Origin of the sequence: Streptomyces sp. NPDC057445 (genome assembly GCF_042802855.1) — a bacterium.
Lineage (GTDB): Bacteria > Actinomycetota > Actinomycetes > Streptomycetales > Streptomycetaceae > Streptomyces.
The window spans coordinates 1-19,455 of record NZ_JBHVDH010000001.1; the positions used below are offsets into that span (position 1 = coordinate 1).

Sequence of the window (19,455 nt, forward strand, 5' to 3'; positions counted from 1 at the left end):
CTCACGTTCCGGGCCCGGCCCTTGAAGCCTGCCGACGGCTACGCGCTCATCGCGCGGCAGCCCGCCGTCAGTTGTCGTCCTCGTCGATCAGGAAGCCCCGCATCGGCGACGGCGCCTGCTGCATCGGCTGCGGGCCCTGCGGCCGCACCGGTGCCATCGGCTGGGTCATCGCCGGGGACATCTGCTGCTGGCCGCCGTACGACGGAGCCGCGGGGGAAGGCCCGTGACCACCCATCGTCTGGTTGCCGCCGTAGGACGGGGCGCTCGCGCCCGCCGGAGCCATGGAGGGCGCCGGGGACGGCGGCAGCGACGGCGCGGCGGAGGCCCGCGGCGGGGCCAGCGAGTCGTCGGCCTGGGTCTCCAGCTGGCGCAGCTGGCTCTCCAGGTACGACTTCAGACGCGTGCGGTACTCGCGCTCGAAGCCCCTCAGGTCCTCGACCTTGCGCTCGAGCGTGGCACGGGCCGACTCCAGCGAGCCCATCGCGACGCGGTGCTTCTCCTGCGCGTCCCGCTCCAGCGCGTCCGCCTTGGCGCGGGCGTCCCGCTCCAGGCCCTCGGCGCGCGAGCGCGCCTCGCCGACGATCTTGTTCGCCTCGGACCGGGCCTCGGCGATCGCCTGGTCGGCGGTCTGCTGGGCCAGGGAGAGGACACGCGCGGCACTGTCGCCGCCCGGGCCCTGACCGGGCATCTGCGGACCGTGACCGCCCATGGGGCCGCCCATCGGGCCACCCATGGGACCGCCCTGCATCGGGCCGGGTCCCATCGGACCCGGGCCCTGCGGACCGTGCCCCTGAGGACCGTGGCCCTGCGGACCGTGACCGTGACCAGGACCGGCCGGCAGCTGCGGAGCTCCACCGGGCAGCTGGGGGGGACCCATCTGCGGGGGCTGCTGCTGGACCGGGGGTCCGGATATGGCGGCGGGCACAGGTGCGCCCGGACCGCGGCCGTCCTGCGGCTCCGGCGGCTTACGCATGCCCTGCTGCTGCTGGTTCTGCGCGGCGGCACGGGTCGCCGCGGCCAGCTTGGCGCGCAGGTCCTCGTTCTCGCGGAGCAGACGCGTCAGCTCGGCTTCGACCTCATCGAGAAAGGCATCGACCTCGTCCTCGTCATAGCCTTCTCGGAGGCGGACGGTCGTGAACTGCTTGTTCCGCACGTCCTCGGGGGTCAACGGCATCTCTACTTCACCTCTACGTAGTCGTCGGCAGTCGGCAAGACCGTAACGTTCACATCCCGCTCCCCACGCTGCGCACGATGGAGATCAGGATGTAGACGATGATCATCAGAACGAAGAAGGACAGGTCGAGTGCCACGCCCCCGAGACGCAGCGGCGGGATGAACCGCCGCAAAAGCTTGAGCGGTGGATCGGTGACAGTGTAGGTGGCCTCAAGGACGACCACCATCGCCTTGCCAGGTTGCCACGCGCGCGCGAACTGGAAGACGTAGTCCATGACCAGCCGGAAAATCAGCACGACGAGGAAGCACACAAGCGCGATGTAGACCACGAAAAGTGCGACGTCCATCCTCGCGCTTACCTCTCCCCTGGCTCTCGTGTCCGGCCTTCCGGCCGGGTTCGTTCCCGGTGTCGATTTCTCAGCTCTGGTTGAAGAACCCGCCCTCTGCGATGCGGGCCTTGTCCTCCGCCGTGACATCGACGTTAGCAGGCGACAACAGGAACACCTTCTGCGTCACTCGCTCAATGCTGCCATGGAGACCGAAGACGAGTCCCGCGGCAAAGTCGACAAGTCGCTTTGCATCGGTGTCGTCCATCTCGGTGAGATTCATGATCACCGGGGTGCCCTCACGGAAGTGTTCCCCGATGGTACGGGCCTCGTTATAGGTCCGGGGGTGCAACGTCGTGATGCGGTAGGGCTCGCGCTCGGACACGACCTTGGGCATGATCACCGGTGCGTTCTTCTCCAGGCTCGGACGTTCAGGTGTGATGGATGCCACGGGGGCGATTCGTGCCGGACGTCCGGAATCCGCGGGCAGCGGAGCCGAATGCGGCACCGGCTCACGGGGGGCGGGCGGCTGCACCACGCGCACCGGCTCCTCCCGTTCCACCTGATGCGGGGGCTGATGCCGGCGCCGGTCCCGCTCGGGCTCCGGCTCCATCTCGGGTTCGAAGTCGTCGTCGGGGTCGAATCCCCGGCCGTCGTACCCATCGTCCTCCACGAGGCCGAGGTAGACCGCCATCTTGCGCATCGCGCCGGCCATTCTCTGAGTCCTCCGCTCTGTGGTGGATCGGCTTCGTTCGGCTACGTCACCAAGTACCCGCGATCCACTCGGCCTGTCCGCCTTTCGACGGAAATGACCATATTTTCTACTGTGGTCCGACTTGCTTCGCGACGTTACCCGAGCCGAGGTCGGACTCCGAGTACCGCAGTACCGACGCGCACATGTGTCGCTCCGGCCGCTACTGCCTCTTCGAGATCCGCACTCATCCCTGCTGACACCATGTTCGCAGCAGGACGGTCGGCGCGCAGGCTTGATGAGAATTCCATCATCCGCTCGAACGCGGCCCGTTGACGTCCCGCGTACGGCCCCTCGAGAGGCGCGACGGTCATCAGTCCGCCGAGCCGAAGCCCGGGTGCCTCGTCGACCGCGGCGGCCAACTCCTCGATGCCGTCAGGTGCGACGCCGCCCCTCCGGGCCTGCCCGCCCGACTCGGCGTCGAGCGCGACCTGGATCAGACACTCCAGTTCGCGCTCGGCACGCACCGCCGCCGCGGACAGTGCACGAACCAGCTTCAACCGGTCGACCGACTGCACGACGTCGGCATAAGTCGCAACAGAACGGACTTTGTTCGTCTGGAGCTGACCGACGAAGTGCCACATGAGATCGAGATCGGAACATGCGGCGGCCTTGGGCGCCGCGTCCTGGTCCTTGTTCTCGGCAACGTGCCGCACTCCGAGTTCGCGCAGCAGGCGCACATCGCTCGCGGGGTAGGTCTTGGTGACCACGATGAGGGTCACTTCTTCCCGCTTGCGCCCGGCCGCCGCGCAGGCGGAAGCGATACGTTCCTCCACGCGCGCCAGGTTCTCTGCGAGTTCGGTCCTGCGGTCGGTCATGACTCTTCTCTTCCGGGGCTTCCGGCACTTCCGGCGTTTCCGGCGCTTCCAGGATCTCCGGGGCTTTCGGGGTCCAGCCAGACATATCCCGCGAGGCGTCCCGTCACGCGGTCCCTGCGGTACGAATAATGGTCCCCGGACTCCAGTGTGCACACCGGCGATGCCTGCCGGTCCCGTACGCCGAGGGCGTCGAGCTGGGCATGGACCCCAGCCGTGACATCGACCGCCGGGGTGCCCCAGCTGGTCTCGGACCAGGCCGCCGGTTCCACCGCGGCGACTTCGGCGCGCATCGCCTCGGGGACTTCGTAGCAGCGACCGCAGACGGCGGGCCCGGTACGGGCGGTGATCCGTGCCGGGTCCGCGCCGAGCGCGATCATGGCCTCCACGGCGGCCGGTACGACGCCGGCGACCATCCCCGGGCGTCCGGCGTGGGCCGCGCCCGCCACCCCCGCCACCGGGTCCGCCAGCAGAACCGGGGTGCAGTCGGCGGTGAGGACGGCGAGCGGCAGTCCCGGCCGGGCGGTCACCACCGCGTCCACCGCCGGGATCTCGCCGCCGGCCCAAGGGCCGTCGACCACGGCGACCGAGCGGCCGTGCACCTGGTTCATCCAGACGACGAGCCCCGGGTCGAGACCCAGGGCCCGCGCCGCGAGCTCGCGGTTCTCGCGAACGGCGGCGGGGTCGTCGCCGACCGCGCCGCCGAGGTTGAGCTTTTCGTACGGAGCGGCGCTCACCCCGCCCCACCTGTCGGTGAAGGCGAAATGGGCGCCGCTCACGCTGTCGTGCTCCCGTATCACTTCAAGGTCACTTCAGGAAGTCCGGGACGTCCAGCTCCTCGGCCTGGCTGTCGTACGGCCGGGCCGGCGGAACCTGCGGCGACGCGTTCCCGGACGACGAGGTCTCACTCGCCACCGGGGCCGGCTCGGCCGGGACCGGCTCCTCGCGCGGCGGCACCGTACCGAGGCCGCCGAGGGAACGCGGCTCGGGGCGGGCCGGGGGCGCCGGCTCGTCACGCTTGGCGGCGGCGGAGCCGATCACGTTCTCCCGGCGGGTCGGGGGCTGGCCCCCGTCGAAGCCGGCCGCGATGACCGTGACCCGTACCTCGTCGCCCAGCGCATCGTCGATGACGGCACCGAAGATGATGTTCGCCTCGGGGTGGGCCGCCTCGCTGACCAGCTGGGCGGCCTCGTTGATCTCGAAGAGACCGAGGTCCGAACCACCCGAGATGGAGAGCAGCACACCGCGTGCGCCGTCGATGGAGGCCTCCAGCAGGGGCGAGGAGATCGCCATCTCGGCCGCGGCCACGGCACGGTCGTCACCGCGGGCGGAGCCGATGCCCATGAGCGCGGAGCCGGCCTCGGACATGACCGACTTGACGTCGGCGAAGTCGAGGTTGATGAGCCCCGGAGTGGTGATGAGGTCGGTGATGCCCTGGACACCCGACAGCAGGACCTGGTCCGCCGACTTGAACGCGTCGAGCACGCTGACCTGGCGGTCCGAGATGGACAGCAGCCGGTCGTTCGGGATGACGATGAGCGTGTCGACCTCTTCGCGGAGCTCGGCGATGCCGTCCTCCGCCTGGTTGGCGCGACGGCGGCCCTCGAAGGTGAAGGGCCGGGTGACCACGCCGATGGTCAGGGCGCCGAGCGAGCGTGCGATGTTCGCCACGACGGGCGCGCCGCCGGTGCCGGTGCCGCCGCCTTCGCCGGCGGTGACGAAGACCATGTCGGCCCCCTTGAGGACCTCCTCGATCTCCTCTCGGTGGTCCTCTGCCGCCTTGCGGCCGACTGCCGGGTTGGCTCCGGCCCCCAGGCCGCGGGTGAGTTCGCGGCCGACGTCGAGCTTGACGTCGGCGTCGCTCATCAACAGGGCTTGCGCGTCGGTGTTGATCGCGATGAACTCGACGCCCTTGAGGCCGACCTCGATCATTCGGTTGATGGCATTGACACCACCGCCGCCGACACCGATGACCTTGATGACTGCGAGGTAGTTCTGCGGTGCTGCCACGTCGAAGGCCTCTCGCCTCGAGTTACGTGTCGCCGCCTCGCGGTGGTGACCGCGCTGCGACGACGGATGCCGATGGGACGGTCCGAAACGCCGACCCAAACCCTAACGTTGAAGTTTAGGGTTACCAGTGTCTCAACTTCCTGGACTCTCTCGAACGAGACACTAAGTCGACAAGCGGCGCGCGTTCAACGAACACGCCGAACCTCCCGTTTTTCTTTTCACCCTATGTGATCAGCCGTTGCGCTGACCAACCAGGGTGCTGGCCTGCGCATTTGTGCGTCAACTCCCGGACGCGGCAGGGGCCGTGGGCGCGCTCACGTCGAAATGCCGGGCCTCGGGATCGGCTTTCATCAGCGCGGTGAGCGTGCGAGCCTTCGCCTCACCACCCTCCGCGCTACCCCAGGCGACCGTCCGCTCCCGGACCAGCTTCAGGGTGATGGAGTCGTACGATCGCACTTCGACGGAGCGGAGGTCCCGGGCGGCCCGGGGCGGGAGTTCGGAGACGACCCGGACCGCCTCCCGAACCAGCCGCCGCTCGCCGAAGCGGCGCAGACTCGGCGACCGATCCGCCGTCAGCTCCAGCAGGGGCAGGCCTTCGGGCGCTTTGTCCACCGTGGCGAAACGAACGCCCTTCGCGTCCACTTCGATGAACTTCGCGTCTTTTCCGATGAGTAGTACCGGCTCCCGCTCCGTCACCTTCAGTACGATCCCGTGCGGCCATGAACGTTCGGCTTCGACCGAGTCGATACGGGGCAGCTTCTCGCGCAGCCGCGCCTCGATGGCGTCCATATCAACCGAAATGAGCGGCGATCCGATCGGTACGGCCGCCGCCTGCTCGACCTCACGAGGTGTCAGAACCTTTGCGCCGGAGGCCCGGACCTGCTCGACGCGCAGCCACGAGGAGCCGTAGAGCACCCAGATTCCCGCCGCCGTGAGCACGACGAGAGCGCAGAGGATCAGCAGCAGTCCGCGGGCCGGCAGAGGGGTGCGGCGGAAGGCCGGCCTCTTGCCGGGCCGGCCGGGCCGACCGGCCGACGACGGACTCTTCGGTCTCCGTGTGCCACGTTCGGCGGTCGTCGGTCCGGCCATGCTCCGTGCCCTGCCCTTCGCTGTCCCCTACCGGCGTGCGGCAATCGCCTCATACACCATTCCGACAAGCAGATCGTCTGCATCCCGGCGTCCGAACTCGGCCGCGGCGCGGGACATCTCGTACAGCCGGTGCGGATCGGCGAGCACCGGGAGCACATTCCCCTGGACCCACTCGGGAGTCAGCTCGGCGTCGTCGACCAGCAGGCCGCCGCCGTGCTTCACCACCGGCTGGGCGTTGAGCCGCTGTTCGCCGTTGCCGATCGGCAGCGGTACGTAAGCGGCGGGCAGGCCCACGGCGGAGAGTTCGGCGACCGTCATGGCGCCGGCGCGGCAGAGCATCATGTCCGCCGCCGCGTAGGCGAGATCCATCCGGTCCACGTACGGTACCGGGATGTAGGGCGGCATTCCCGGCATGTTGTCCACGCGCGGCAGTTCGTTCTTCGGGCCGACCGCGTGGAGGATCTGGATGCCGGAGCGCTGCAGCAGCGGGGCGACCTGATGGATCACCTCGTTGAGGCGGCGGGCGCCCTGCGAGCCGCCGGACACCAGCAGCGTCGGCAGATGGGGATCGAGCCCGAACGCGGCACGCGCCTCCGGCCGGACACGGGCCCGGTCGAGGGTGGCGATGGAACGGCGCAGCGGGATGCCGATGTAGCGGGCGTCGCGCAGCTTGCTGTCGGGCGTCGAGACCGCGACGGCCGCCGCGTACCGCGAGCCGATCTTGTTGGCCAGACCCGGACGGGCGTTGGCCTCATGGACGACGATGGGGACGCCGAGGCGCTTGGCGGCGAGATAGCCGGGCAGCGCGACATAGCCGCCGAAGCCGACGACGCAGTCCGCCTTGGTGCGCTCCAGGATCTGCTCGGCTGCCTTGATGGTGCCCCGCAGCCGGCCCGGGACGGTGATCAGCTCGGGCGTCGGCTTGCGCGGCAGTGGTACGGCAGGGATGAGAGCCAGGTCATAGCCCCGCTCGGGCACGAGCCTGGTCTCCAGTCCGCGCTCCGTGCCAAGGGCTGTGATGCCCACGGTCGGATCCTGCCTGCGCAGGGCGTCCGCGAGGGCGAGCGCGGGCTCGATGTGGCCGGCGGTCCCCCCGCCGGCGAGTACGACATGCACCGAAATTCACCGCTCTCCGGACGGACGCTTCTTGACGCGCCGTCTCATCGTCTTCCATCTGACCCCGGGCCTCCGCATGGCCAGGGCCGCCTTCGCGGCGGGGTCCTCCCGCGCGAACGCGATCAGTAGCCCCACGGCGAACATGGTCGGCAGCAGGGCGGAGCCTCCGTAGGAGAACAGCGGGAGGGGGACTCCGGCGATCGGCAGCAGACCGAGCACCGCACCGATGTTGATCACGGCCTGGGCCGTGATCCAGGTGGTCACGCCTCCCGCGGCGTACCTCACGAAGGGGTCCTCCGTGCGTCCGGCCACGCGGATACCCGCATAGCCTAGAGCCGCGAAGAGAGTGAGCACCGACAGCGTCCCCGCCAGCCCCAGTTCCTCCCCGGTGATGGCGAAGATGAAGTCGGTGTGCGCTTCAGGTAGTTGGCCCCATTTTTCCACACTTGCCCCGATACCGGAACCGAACCATCCGCCGGAGGCGAGTGCGTAGATCCCGTGCACCGCCTGCCAGCAGTTGTCGCCGGGTCCCGGATCAGTGGCACCGACGCACTGGAACCGGGCCATACGGTTGGAACTCGTCCCGATCAGGATGGCACCGATCACACCGGCGACGGCCAGCACCCCGGCGAACAGCCTGGTGGGGGCGCCGGCCAGCCAGAGCAGCCCGAAGAGGATCGCGGTCAGGATGATGGCGGTGCCCATGTCACCGCCGAGCATGATCAGCCCCAGCAGCATGAAGGCCACCGGCACCAGCGGGACGAGCAGGTGTTTCCACTGCGTGAGCAACCGTTTGTCCTGCTTGCGGGCAAGCAGGTCGGCGCCCCAGAGGATGAGCGCGAGCTTGCCGAACTCACTGGGCTGCAGCTGGAAGGGACCGCCGAGATAGATCCAGTTCTGGTTGCCGTTGACGGAATGCCCTATCCCCGGGACCTGTACGAGCACCATCAGGATGACGCTGCCGACGAGGAGCGGGTAGGCCAGTGCCCGGTGCAGCTTGCCCGGCATCCGGGAGGCGAGGAGCAGCAGCCCGGCGCCGATGACGGCGGCCAGGAACTGCTTGCGGAAGAAGTACGAGGCCGGCAGGGACAGCTCCAGCGCCTTGATCATCGACGCGGAGTAGACCATCACGAGGCCCAGGACGGTGATCAGCAGCCCGGCGCCGAGGATCACGTAGTACGCGGTGAGCGGCCGGTCCCAGGCCCTCCGTGCCTGCTCGTAGACCCGTCGGATCCCGCTCCCGAGGGGCGGCCGTGGCGCGCCGCTCCCCTGCCCCCCGCTCCGCGCGGCAGGCGGTCGCCTCGACGCGGGCCCGGCGGTCCCGCTGCGCAGCGCGACGCCGGCGAGCGCCGGCTGCGGGACCAGCCCGGCCACCAGGGCGTCGGCCCGTGCGGTGATCGTACGGACGAACCGCCGCGCCGCGGCTGCGACGGCCGCCTGCACGCGCAGGGGCGCCCCGTACGTCGGTCCGGGCGAACCGCTTCCGCCTGCGGCCGGGGTGGGCGCCACAGCGCCGAAACGGCCGGTCGTCGCGGAACCTCCCCGGCGCCCACGCCACGGATGGGCGGGAGCGCCGACGGTGGTTCCGTCGGCGGGGAGTGCGACGGAGGCCGGCGCCGGGCCCCGCCGGCCGCGCGGCCGGCCCCCGCTCTCCACGGCCGTCCCGCTCTCCACGGCCGTCCTGCTCGGCAAGGCGGAGGGGTCGGCCCGCGGCGTCGGCTCCGAGGCGCTTGCCGTCGACGTCGGGCCGGGCCGGGAGGTGACCGGCCCCGGGGTCCCTCTCACGGGAGTCCGGGGTTCGTGGCGCCCGGCGGCAGCCGGAACCGGCACAGAGGGCCGGTCCGCGGGGGCGGAACGCCCCACCGCCACGGGCCGGGGCGGCCCGGAGTCTCGGCAGCCCGCGTCCTGGGACGCGGACGGAGACAGCGGGAACGGCCGGTCCCCGTGACCGAGAGGCGTCATGGGGCCGCGGCGGGCCGGGGGCCGGGTGCCCGGGGAGTCGGACGCGGCGGTGGGGTCGGGCGGCATGGGCGGTGTCCCCTCCAGTCGTGGGCGGCGGCGCCGAGGCGCGGCGGCGGGGACCGGGCCGGTCAGGCGCGCTCGGCGGCGAGGGCGCGGACCGCGTCCGCGAAGGCCTCGCCCCGCTTGTTGTAGTTGACGAACATGTCCATCGAGGCACAGGCCGGGGCCAGCAGAACCGTGTCCCCCGGCTGCGCGAGGCCCGCCGCTTCGCGAACCGCCGCCGACATCGCCCCAGTGTCGGTCCGCTCGACGTCGACGACCGGGACCTCGGGGGCGTGTCGCGCGAGGGCTTCGGCGATCAGAGCCCGGTCCGCGCCGATGAGAACCACACCGCGCAGCCGCTTCGCCGACTTCTCGACGAGCCCGTCGAAGGTCGCACCCTTCGCCAGTCCGCCCGCGATCCAGACGATCGGGTCGTACGCGGCCAAGGACGCTTCCGTCGCATGGGTGTTGGTGGCCTTCGAGTCGTCCACGTACGCGACGCCGTCGACCTCGTCGACGTATTCGATGCGGTGCGCGTCCGGCCGGAAGTTGCGCAGCCCGTCCCGTACGGCGGCGGGCGGGACGCCGAACGCCCGGGCCAGCGCGGCAGCGGCGAGTGCGTTGGCGATGTTGTGCGGGGCCGGGGGGTTGACGTCGGAGACCTCGGCCAGCTCCTGCGCCTGCTTCTGCCGGTTCTCGACGAACGCGCGGTCCACGAGGATGCCGTCCACGACGCCGAGCTGTGAGGGACCGGGCGTGCCGAGGGTGAAGCCGATCGCGCGGCAGCCCTCCTCGACGTCCGCCTCGCGCACCAGGTCCTCGGTCGCGGGATCGGCCACGTTGTAGACGCACGCGACCGTATTGCCCTCGTAGATACGGCCCTTGTCGGCGACGTACGCCTCCATGGAGCCGTGCCAGTCGAGGTGGTCGGGCGCCAGGTTGAGCACGGCGGCGGAGTGGGCGCGCAGCGAGGGCGCCCAGTGCAGCTGGTAGCTGGAGAGTTCGACGGCCAGCACGTCGTACTTCTCGTCACCCACCACGGCGTCCAGCAGTGAGACGCCGATGTTGCCCACGGCGGCCGTCCTCAGCCCGGCCGCCTCCAGGATCGAGGCGAGCATCCGGACCGTCGTGGTCTTGCCGTTGGTGCCGGTGACGGCGAGCCAGGGTGCGGCGTCGGGCCCGCGCAGCCGCCATGCCAGCTCCACATCGCCCCAGATCTCCACGCCCGCCTCTGCGGCCGCGGCGAACAGGGGCTTGTCGGGCTTCCAGCCGGGCGCCGTGACGACCAGCTCGGTGCCCTCCGGCAGGGTGGCGCCGTCGCCGAGGCGGACGGCGATGCCCTCCGCCTCCAGCTCGGCGGCCTGCGCACGCGCACGCTCGTCGTCGCCGTCGTTGACGACCGTGACGACCGCGCCCAGGCCGTGCAGGACGCGCGCGGCGGGAATGCCGCTCACGCCCAGCCCGGCGACGGTGACGTGCTTGCCCTGCCAGTCCTGCGTACTCACTTGTCGGCCGCCCAGCCCGCGTAGAAGAGCCCCAGACCCACGATGACGCACATGCCCTGAATGATCCAGAAACGGACCACGACCAGGACTTCGGACCAGCCCTTGAGTTCGAAGTGGTGCTGCAGCGGCGCCATCCGGAACACGCGCTTGCCGGTGAGCCGGAAGGAGCCGACCTGGATGACCACGGACATGGTGATCAGGACGAACAGACCGCCGAGGAGCGCGAGCAGCAGCTCCGTGCGGGAGCAGATCGCCAGGCCCGCGAGCGCGCCACCGAGGGCGAGCGAGCCGGTGTCACCCATGAAGATCTTGGCGGGCGAGGTGTTCCACCACAGGAAGCCGAAGCAGGCGCCCATCAGCGCCGAGGCGACGACCGCGAGGTCGAGCGGGTCGCGCACCTCGAAGCAGGCGTTGGGATTGGTCAGCGTCATCGCGTTCGCACAGGACTCCTGGAACTGCCAGAGCCCGATGAAGGTGTACGCGCCGAAGACCATCACGGACGCGCCCGTGGCCAGACCGTCCAGGCCGTCGGTGAGGTTCACACCGTTCGACATGGCGAGGATCATGAACAGCGCCCACACCACGAACAGCACCGGGCCGATGGACCAGCCGAAGTCGGTGACGAACGACAGCTTGGTGGAGGCAGGGGTCTGGCCGCGGATGTCGGCGAACTGCAGTGCCAGCACGGCGAACGCGATACCGACGATCAGCTGCCCGGCCATCTTCGCCTTGGCCCGCAGACCCAGCGACCGCTGCTTGACGATCTTGATGTAGTCGTCGAGGAAGCCGACCAGGCCCATGCCCGCCATCAGGAAGAGCACCAGGACACCCGAGAAGGTCGGGTCCTCTCCGGTGATCACCTTGGTGAGGGCGTAGGCGATGAGCGTCGCCAGGATGAAGGCGATGCCGCCCATGGTGGGCGTGCCCTTCTTGCTGCCGTGGCTGCGCGGGCCGTCGTCACGGATGAACTGCCCGTATCCCTTGCGGGCAAGCAGCTTGATCAGCAGCGGGGTACCGATGAGCGTCAGGAAGAGCCCGATGGCCCCCGCGAAGAGGATCTGCCTCATCGGCCGGCGACCTGCCCTTCCGAAGACGCAGCGGGGTTCTCGAGCAGCGCCTGGGCGATCCGCTCGAGTCCGGCCGACCTGGAAGCCTTCACCAGCACGACGTCACCCGGGCGCAGCTCTCTGCGCAACAGATCGACCGCCGCCTGCGCGTCGGACACGTGCACCGACTCCTCACCCCACGAACCCTCGTTATATGCGCCCAGCTGCAGCCAGGACGCTTCCCTGCCCCCGACCGCGACGAGCTTGCTGACGTTGAGCCGGACGGTGAGCCGTCCGACCGCGTCGTGCTCGGCGAGCGACTCGTCCCCGAGCTCGGCCATGGGGCCGAGCACCGCCCATGTACGTCCCCCGGCGGCCTGGGCGGCCGTGCCCATGGCCACGAGCGCGCGCAGGGCGGCTCGCATGGACTCGGGGTTCGCGTTGTAGGCGTCGTTGACGATCGTCACGCCGTCCGGACGCTCGGTGACCTCCATACGCCAGCGGGAGAGGGTGCCCGCCTCCGAGAGCGCGGTGGCGATCTCGTCCACGGACATGCCCAGCTCATGGGCGACGGCGGCCGCGGCGAGCGCGTTCGACACGTGGTGCTCACCGTACAGCCGCAAGGTCACGTCACTGCACCCGGAGGGTGTGCGAAGCCGGAATGCGGGCTGTCCACCCGGCATGAGGCGGACGTTCTCGGCCCGTACGTCCGCTTCGCCCGCCTCGCCGAAGAGGACGACGCGCGCCTTGGTGCGGGAGGCCATCGCACGCACGAGGGGATCGTCGGCGTTGAGGACGGCCACGCCGTCCTCCGGAAGCACCTCGACGAGCTCCCCCTTGGCCTGGGCGATCTGCTCACGACCGCCGAACTCGCCGATGTGGGCGGTGCCGACGTTGAGCACGAGGCCGATGCGCGGCGGGGTGAGACCGGTGAGGTAGCGGATGTGGCCGATGCCCCGGGCGCCCATCTCCAGGACGAGATGGCGCGTTTCCACCGTCGCGCGGAGCGCGGTGAGCGGCAGGCCGATCTCGTTGTTGAGGGAGCCGGGCGTCCAGACCGTCGGTGCGTGGCGCTGGAGGAGCTGTGCGATGAGGTCCTTCGTGGAGGTCTTGCCCGCGGAGCCGGTGAGGGCGACGACCTCGGTGCCGAGCCTGCCCACGACGGCGCGCGCCAGTGCGCCGAGCGCGCTCTGGACGTCCTCGACGACGATGGAGGGGACACCGACGGGCCGGGCCGCGAGCACGGCCACCGCGCCCGCCTCGACGGCGCGCTCGGCGTAGTCGTGGCCGTCGACGTGCTCACCGGTGAAGGCGGCGAACAGACTGCCGGCTTCGACCTGGCGGGAGTCGATGACGACGGGTCCGGTGACCAGGGTGGCCGGATCCGGTATGTCGTGCGACTGCCCGCCGACGATTTCGGCGATCTCTGCGAGGGAGAGGGCGATCACTGCTTCATCCCTCACTGTTCATGTCGCTGCGGGGGTCCTGCCGGTCGGCGGAAGGCTCCGGATGCCCGGTGCCCGCGTGCCGTGCCGTGATCGCCTCGCGGAGCACCTGACGGTCGTCGAAGGGACGGACCACCCCGGCGATGTCCTGGCCCTGCTCGTGGCCCTTGCCCGCGACGAGCACGGTGTCGCCCGGCTCGGCGCGTGCCACGGCCGCGGCGATGGCGGCTGCCCGGTCCTCGAAGACCTGGACCTCTCCGCGCTCGTGCGCCGGCACCTCCGCGGCTCCCGCGAGCATCGCGGCGAGGATGGCGAGGGGGTCCTCGGAGCGGGGGTTGTCGGAGGTCAGGACCGCGGTGTCGGCGAGGCGGGCCGCGGCGGCGCCCATCGGGCCGCGTTTGGTCCTGTCACGGTCACCGCCACAGCCGAGCACGATGTGCAGCCTGCCCTTGGTGACCTTGCGCAGGGATCGGAGGACCGACTCGACGGCATCCGTCTTGTGCGCGTAGTCGACGACCGCGAGATAGGGCTGGCCCTCGTCCACGCGCTCCAGCCTGCCGGGGACACCGGGCACGGCGGCAACGCCGTCGGCCGCGGTCTGCGGGTCGGTTCCCGCCACGGCGAGGGTGACGATGGCGGCGAGCGTGTTGGCGACGTTGAACGGGCCGGGCAGCGGCGCCTTGGCGGTCACCCGCTCGCCGTTGGGGCCCACGGCGGTGAACGTCGAGCCGACCGCGCCGAGTTCGACGTGCTCCGCCCGCCAGTCGGCGTCCGGGTGGCCCTCGGCGGAGAACGTGACGACGGGGATCGCGGACTCGGCCGCCAGCCGCTGCCCGTATTCGTCGTCGAGGTTGACGACGCCCTGCTGTGCCCGGGCCGGCGTGAAGAGCTGGGCCTTGGCCTGGAAGTAGTCCTCCATGCCGGAGTGGAACTCCATGTGCTCCGGGCTGAGGTTGTTGAAGACGGCGACGTCGAAGACGCAGCCGTCGACCCGGCCGAGCACCAGGGCGTGGCTGGAGACCTCCATGGCGACCGAGTCGACACCGCGCTCGCGCATGACCGCGAACAGCGCCTGCAGATCGGTGGCTTCGGGAGTCGTGCGCTCCGACTTGATGCGCTCGTCGCCGATGCGCATCTCGACCGTGCCGATCAGACCCGTGTGGTGACCGGCGCCGCGCAGCCCGCCCTCGACGAGATAGGCCGTGGTGGTCTTGCCGGAGGTGCCGGTGATGCCGATCTGCAGCAGGCCTTCTCCTGGCCGGCCGTAGATGGCCGCGGCGAGCTCGCCCATACGTGCGCGCGGGTTCTCGGCGACCAGGACCGGCAGCCCGGTCGCGGCGGCGCGTTCCGCGCCGGTCGGGTCGGTGAGGATCGCGGCCGCTCCGAGCTCCTTGGCCTGGGCGACGTAGTCGGCCCCGTGGAGGCGGGCGCCGGGCAGGGCGGCGTAGACGTCCCCCGGACGCACCGCCCGCGAATCGTGGGTGATGCCCGTGACCGCGCCGGAGCCCGGGGGCTCTACCTCCAGCCGGTCGGCCAGCTCTGCGAGGTCGATCGGGCGGACCTCGGCCGGACGGGGTGGGGCGGTTCGGTACTGATCAGCGTGTGGCACGGCGGTGAGCGTACCGGGCGTACCGGGACCAGTGCTAAATGAGGGGTGCCGCGCGGGGACCTCCGGGCCGTGGTTCCGGGGGTCGGGCATGGTTGTTGTCACTGACGGTGCCTCCCGGGTCACTGTCCCGGTGTGAAGGTGACCGGCAGGCGCGCGGGCGGCTTGCCGGTGGGTGCCACCTGTTGGGTCTTGAGCGCGAATTCCATGACCTTCTTGTAGATGGGTCCGCAGATCTGGCCGCCGAAGTAACTGCCCTTCGTCGGGTTCTGGATGGCGCAGTAGACGGTGATCCGAGGGTCGTCGGCGGGTGCGAAGCCCGCGAAGGAGGCGGTGTAGCCCTTGTAGCGGCCCAGTTCCGGATCGACCCTGTTGGCCGTTCCGGTCTTTCCGGCGACGCGGTAGCCGGGGATCCGCGCCCTGTTTCCGGTGCCTTCCTCGTCGCCGACGACCGATTCCAGCATCGTGGCGAGGGTCCTGGCGGTCTTCCCGCTGACCACGCGGGTCTTCCCGGGCGCCGCGGCCGGGGTGAAGCGGCCGTCGGGGCCCGTGGTGCCACGGACCAGCGTGGGCTCGATGCGCACGCCGCCGTTGGCGATGGTCGAGTAGACGGAGGCGGCCTGTACGGCGTTGACCGACAGGCCCTGACCGAAGGGGATCGTGTACTGCTGCGAAGTGGACCAGTGCTGCGGCTCGGCGAGGATGCCGGCCGACTCCCCGGGGTAGTCCAGCCCGGTGGGGCGGCCGACGCCGAACTTGCGCAGGTACGAATGCAGGACCTTGTTGGCCTTCGCCTGGGTGTCGCCGAGCTGGCCGGTCGCCAGGATGGTGCCGATGTTGCTGGACTTGGCGAGGACGCCGTTGAGCGTCAGGTGCCAGGTCGGGTGGTCGATGTCGTCGTGGAAGAGCCGGTCGCCGCGGTGCAGCCGGTTGGGCACGGTGACATGGGTGCCGGGGGTCGCGGCCCCCTCCTCCAGTACGGCGGCCATGGACATGACCTTGCTGGTGGAGCCGGGTTCGTACACGTCCTGGAGGGCGGCGTTGCCCATGGCCGCGGCGTTGGCCTGGGAGATGTCGTTCGGGTCGAAGCCCGGGGCGTTGGCCATGGCCAGGATCTCGCCGGTCCTGGTGTTCTGGACGACGACATAGCCGCGGTCGGCCTTCGAGCTGCGCACCTGCTGGGCGATCGCCTTCTGGGCCGCCCACTGGATGTCGCGGTCGATGGTGAGCTCGATGTCGGAACCGGGGACGGCGGGCGTCTCCCGGGTTCCGGCGGTGGGGACACGACGGCCGCCGGACTGGGCATAGGTGATCTCGCCGTCCTTGCCGGCGAGATCGTGGTCGAGCATGGACTCGAGCCCGCCCGCGCCACGGCCCTCGGCGTTGACGTAGCCCAGTATCCCGGCGGCGAGATCGCCGTTGGGATACACGCGCTTGCTGCTGGTCTCCCGGAAGACGCCCGCGAGGACGTTGGCGCCGGGGCCGCCTCCGGCCTTGTCCGCCCGGGCCTTCTCCGCGAACACGTTCTTGAGGTCCTTGATCTGGTTCCACACCTGCGGGGTCTGGCGCCTGGCCAGGACGGTGTAGCGGGACCTGGGGGCCTTGAGCTTGTTCGCGAGCTCGGCGGCCGGCTTTCCGAGGATCGGCGCGAGCAGGGCAGCGGCCTGTTCCGGGGCGTCCGGCGCCTTGCTCTCCTCGGGTGTGAACATCTTCGGGTCGGCGGTGATGTCGTACGCGTCGACGCTCGTGGCGAGGGCGATCCCGGACCGGTCGGTGATCTCGCCGCGTTCGGCGGCCAGCTTGTGGCTCAGATAGCGGTTCTTGTCGGCCATGGCGGCGTACGTGCCGGCGTCGACCGCCTGCACCTGAAGCAGCCGTACGACGAACGCCAGCATGGTGAGGGTGAGTGCCAGGCTGACGAGCCGCAGCCGGGGGCGGGGGCTGCCGAGGCGGATCCTGCGGGGTGGCGCGGCCGGACGGCGCGACGCGGGACGGGGACGGGAACGGGAACGGTTCGCGGGGCCGGAGGGGCGCGCGGGGCCGGGCACCCGGCGGCGCGGTGGTTCCTTGGGAGGCACTGCGTCACCTGCCGGGGGTCGTGGGGGGCTGCTTCGGCGTCGCGGGCGTGGCGGGTGCTGCCGTGGACCGGACGGCCGCGGCCGGGCCCGGGGTCACGGCCGGCGGGGCGGACGGTGCGGCCGGCGGCGGTGCCGGAGCCACGGGCGACGGCGCGGCCGGGGCGGCGGCCTTTCCCGGCGCTCCCCGGACCTTGCCGTCCGGGTCCAGGAACGCGGGGCTGCCGCCCGGCACCATCCCGAGCTCGCGGGCCCTGCGCTCGAGTGCGTCGGGGGCCGAGCGTCCGTCCACGTCCCGCTGGAGCGCCTGCTCCTCGTCGGTGAGCTCGGTGGTCTTCCTTCTCAGCTCGCTCAGCTCGAAGGACCCCTCGTTGAGGGACGAGTTGAGGAGCAGGAGGGTGATCAGGCCGCCGCCCAGGAGCACGACGACGAGCAGGACGAAGGGGGTGCGGGCGGCGGTGCTGGGCCCCCCGGACGGCAGCAGCCCCGCGAGCCGCGCGGCGCGTCCCTTGAGTCCTGCGGCCTTCTTCACCTCATGCCCTCCCTCACCCGGTCGCCGGAGCTGCCGGGAGTGCCGTCGTGAGCGCCGTGACCGCCGCGGCCGTCGCCGTCACCGCACGTCCTCGCGGATCCGCTCGGCGCCGCGCAGCCGTGCGGGCGCCGCACGGCGGTTCTCGGCGACCTCCTCCTCGGTGGGGAGTTCGGCGCCGCGGGTCAGCAGTTTCAGGCGCGGCTGGTAGCGCTCGGGGACGACCGGCAGACCGGGCGGGGCGGTGCTCGCCGCGCCCGCCGCGAAGACCTGCTTGACCAGCCGGTCCTCGAGCGAGTGGTAGGAGAGGACGGCGATCCGGCCGCCGACCGCGAGGGACTTCACCGCGGCCGGGATCGCCCGCTCGAGGACCGTCAGCTCGCCGTTGACCTCGATGCGCAGGGCCTGGAAGGTGCGCTTCGCCGGGTTGCCGCCGGTGCGCTTCGCGGCCTGCGGCAGGGCGTCACGGATCAGTTCGACGAGGCGGGCGCTGTTGGTGAAGGGCTCGTTCTCACGCTCCCTCACGATCGCCGCCACGATCCGCTTGGCCTGCTTCTCCTCGCCGTATGCGCGCAGGATCCGCACCAGCTCGCCGGCGGGGTAGGTGTTGAGCACCTCCGCGGCGCTGACGCCGGTCGTCTGGTCCATGCGCATGTCGAGGGGGGCGTCCTGGGCGTACGCGAATCCCCGGTCGGCCTCGTCGAGCTGCATGGAGGAGACACCGAGGTCGAAGAGGACGCCCTGGACACCGGTGATGCCGAGGCGGGCGAGGACGTCCGGCAACTCGTCGTACACGGCGTGCACCAGGGTGGCACGGTCTCCGAACGGCGCGAGGCGCTCGCCGGACAGCCGGAGCGCTTCCTTGTCACGGTCCAGCGCGACCAGCCGGGCCTCCGGGAACCGCGTGAGCAGGGCCTCGCTGTGCCCGCCCAGTCCGAGCGTGCAGTCGACCACGACGGGCCCACGGCCCTCGCCCCGTTCGACGTCCGCCGGCGCCAGGGCGGGTGCCAGCAGGTCCAGGCACCGCTGGAGCATCACCGGGACGTGTCGCTGGCTCAATGCGCCCTCTCAGGTCCGACGCGCGCGGGGGCCGGAGCGTACGGATGCCGCTGCCGCACACGCGGGGAAATCATGGAAATGTGCAGGAAGTGTCCGTGAACTCCGCGTCACTCTAGTCCACTGACCTGGCCGGTCAATCAACCGGCTGGCGCGTCGCGCGGCCGTCCGGCGCCGGGGGCACAATCGGGACGGTTCACCCGTACGGGGGGTCGCACCCGCGCCTGTGGGTTACCTCACAACAAGACTCATTGACGCTCTTTGTCCATTCTCACGGCGAGCCCGCAGACCCCGTGGCCAGTACCGTCATAGACATGTCGACCTCTGCGCATCTCCCCGCCGACGCGGCACTCGCACGCGGTACGGTCACCGACCGGCTCGTCGAGGCCAACGAGCGCTACGCATCGCGGTTCGCCGACCCGGGCATGGACGCCAAGCCCGTGCTCCAGGTCGCCGTGGTGGCGTGCATGGACGCCCGGCTCGATCTGCACGCGGCCCTGGGTCTGGAGCTGGGCGACTGTCACACCATCCGCAACGCGGGGGGTGTGGTCACCGATGATGTGATCCGCTCGCTCACCATCAGCCAGCGGGCGCTCGGGACCCGCAGCGTGATACTCATCCACCACACCAACTGCGGTCTGGAGAGTCTGACCGAGGACTTCCGGCACGAGCTGGAGGACGAGGTGGGGCAGCGGCCGGCCTGGGCGGTTGAGGCGTTCCGCGATGTCGACCAGGATGTGCGACAGTCCATGCAGCGGGTGCGGACCTCGCCGTTCCTGCCGCACACGGACGATGTCCGTGGTTTCGTCTTCGATGTCACGACCGGCCTGCTGCGAGAGATCGACGCCGTCGCGTGAGCGGCAAAGCGTGGCAAGCAGTGATATATGACGCCCAGTTGTCCACAGGCGA

The 19,455-nt window shown here is 70.8% G+C and carries 17 protein-coding genes; 1 reads left to right on the forward strand and 16 read right to left on the reverse strand.

Features of this window, described 5'->3' with window-relative positions:
* Positions 1-67: 67 nt before the first annotated feature.
* From ACFU5O_RS00005 to rsmH, 16 genes are all read right to left on the reverse strand, one after another.
* Positions 68-1,174, reverse strand: a complete 1,107-nt coding sequence (locus tag ACFU5O_RS00005; RefSeq protein ID WP_384234376.1) for a DivIVA domain-containing protein — start codon at positions 1,172-1,174, stop codon at positions 68-70.
* Between the two features lie 49 nt (positions 1,175-1,223).
* The gene (locus ACFU5O_RS00010; protein WP_384234379.1) at positions 1,224-1,520 is read right to left on the reverse strand and encodes a YggT family protein; all 297 of its coding nucleotides are present in this window, start codon (positions 1,518-1,520) and stop codon (positions 1,224-1,226) included.
* A 70-nt stretch (positions 1,521-1,590) separates the two neighbouring features.
* Positions 1,591-2,214, reverse strand: coding sequence for a cell division protein SepF (locus tag ACFU5O_RS00015; protein ID WP_384234381.1), 624 nt, complete (start codon positions 2,212-2,214; stop codon positions 1,591-1,593).
* A 134-nt stretch (positions 2,215-2,348) separates the two neighbouring features.
* Positions 2,349-3,068, reverse strand: coding sequence for a YggS family pyridoxal phosphate-dependent enzyme (locus ACFU5O_RS00020; RefSeq protein WP_384234383.1), 720 nt, complete (start codon positions 3,066-3,068; stop codon positions 2,349-2,351).
* A complete protein-coding gene (gene pgeF / locus ACFU5O_RS00025) occupies positions 3,065-3,844 on the reverse strand; it encodes a peptidoglycan editing factor PgeF (RefSeq protein ID WP_384234385.1) in 780 nt (259 codons plus the stop codon). Before pgeF ends, ACFU5O_RS00020 begins: the two co-directional genes overlap by 4 nt.
* Before the next feature lie 28 nt (positions 3,845-3,872).
* Positions 3,873-5,075 (reverse strand): cell division protein FtsZ, encoded by a 1,203-nt coding sequence (ftsZ, locus tag ACFU5O_RS00030; protein ID WP_384234387.1) that lies wholly within the window; start codon positions 5,073-5,075, stop codon positions 3,873-3,875.
* Positions 5,076-5,354: 279 nt separating this feature from the next.
* Positions 5,355-6,164, reverse strand: coding sequence for a cell division protein FtsQ/DivIB (locus tag ACFU5O_RS00035; RefSeq protein ID WP_384234389.1), 810 nt, complete (start codon positions 6,162-6,164; stop codon positions 5,355-5,357).
* A 27-nt stretch (positions 6,165-6,191) separates the two neighbouring features.
* Positions 6,192-7,280: an undecaprenyldiphospho-muramoylpentapeptide beta-N-acetylglucosaminyltransferase gene (gene murG, locus ACFU5O_RS00040; RefSeq protein ID WP_384234391.1), complete on the reverse strand. Its 1,089-nt coding sequence runs from the start codon at positions 7,278-7,280 to the stop codon at positions 6,192-6,194.
* Positions 7,281-7,286: 6 nt separating this feature from the next.
* Entirely contained in the window at positions 7,287-8,645 is a 1,359-nt protein-coding gene (ftsW, locus tag ACFU5O_RS00045) for a putative lipid II flippase FtsW (protein WP_384236309.1), read from the reverse strand.
* 725 nt (positions 8,646-9,370) lie between these two features.
* Positions 9,371-10,789 carry a UDP-N-acetylmuramoyl-L-alanine--D-glutamate ligase gene (gene murD, locus ACFU5O_RS00050; protein ID WP_384234393.1) on the reverse strand — a complete coding sequence of 473 codons (1,419 nt, stop codon included), beginning with the start codon at positions 10,787-10,789 and terminating at the stop codon, positions 9,371-9,373.
* On the reverse strand, positions 10,786-11,856 hold the full coding sequence (mraY, locus tag ACFU5O_RS00055) for a phospho-N-acetylmuramoyl-pentapeptide-transferase (RefSeq protein ID WP_384234396.1): 1,071 nt from the start codon (positions 11,854-11,856) through the stop codon (positions 10,786-10,788). The genes murD and mraY overlap by 4 nt, the downstream gene beginning before the upstream one ends.
* Positions 11,853-13,283: a UDP-N-acetylmuramoyl-tripeptide--D-alanyl-D-alanine ligase gene (gene murF, locus ACFU5O_RS00060; protein WP_384234399.1), complete on the reverse strand. Its 1,431-nt coding sequence runs from the start codon at positions 13,281-13,283 to the stop codon at positions 11,853-11,855. Before murF ends, mraY begins: the two co-directional genes overlap by 4 nt.
* A 4-nt stretch (positions 13,284-13,287) precedes the next feature.
* Complete coding sequence (locus tag ACFU5O_RS00065; RefSeq protein ID WP_384234402.1) at positions 13,288-14,991, reverse strand: UDP-N-acetylmuramoyl-L-alanyl-D-glutamate--2,6-diaminopimelate ligase; 1,704 nt, start codon at positions 14,989-14,991, stop codon at positions 13,288-13,290.
* Between the two features lie 17 nt (positions 14,992-15,008).
* Positions 15,009-16,964, reverse strand: coding sequence for a peptidoglycan D,D-transpeptidase FtsI family protein (locus ACFU5O_RS00070; protein ID WP_384234405.1), 1,956 nt, complete (start codon positions 16,962-16,964; stop codon positions 15,009-15,011).
* A gap of 4 nt (positions 16,965-16,968) precedes the next feature.
* On the reverse strand, positions 16,969-17,493 hold the full coding sequence (locus tag ACFU5O_RS00075) for a septum formation initiator family protein (RefSeq protein ID WP_384234408.1): 525 nt from the start codon (positions 17,491-17,493) through the stop codon (positions 16,969-16,971).
* Between the two features lie 78 nt (positions 17,494-17,571).
* Entirely contained in the window at positions 17,572-18,549 is a 978-nt protein-coding gene (gene rsmH, locus ACFU5O_RS00080) for a 16S rRNA (cytosine(1402)-N(4))-methyltransferase RsmH (RefSeq protein WP_384234410.1), read from the reverse strand.
* A 248-nt stretch (positions 18,550-18,797) separates the two neighbouring features.
* Between rsmH and ACFU5O_RS00085 the strand changes: the two genes are divergently transcribed.
* Positions 18,798-19,403 carry a beta-class carbonic anhydrase gene (locus ACFU5O_RS00085; protein ID WP_384234413.1) on the forward strand — a complete coding sequence of 202 codons (606 nt, stop codon included), beginning with the start codon at positions 18,798-18,800 and terminating at the stop codon, positions 19,401-19,403.
* The last annotated feature ends 52 nt before the right edge of the window (positions 19,404-19,455 follow it).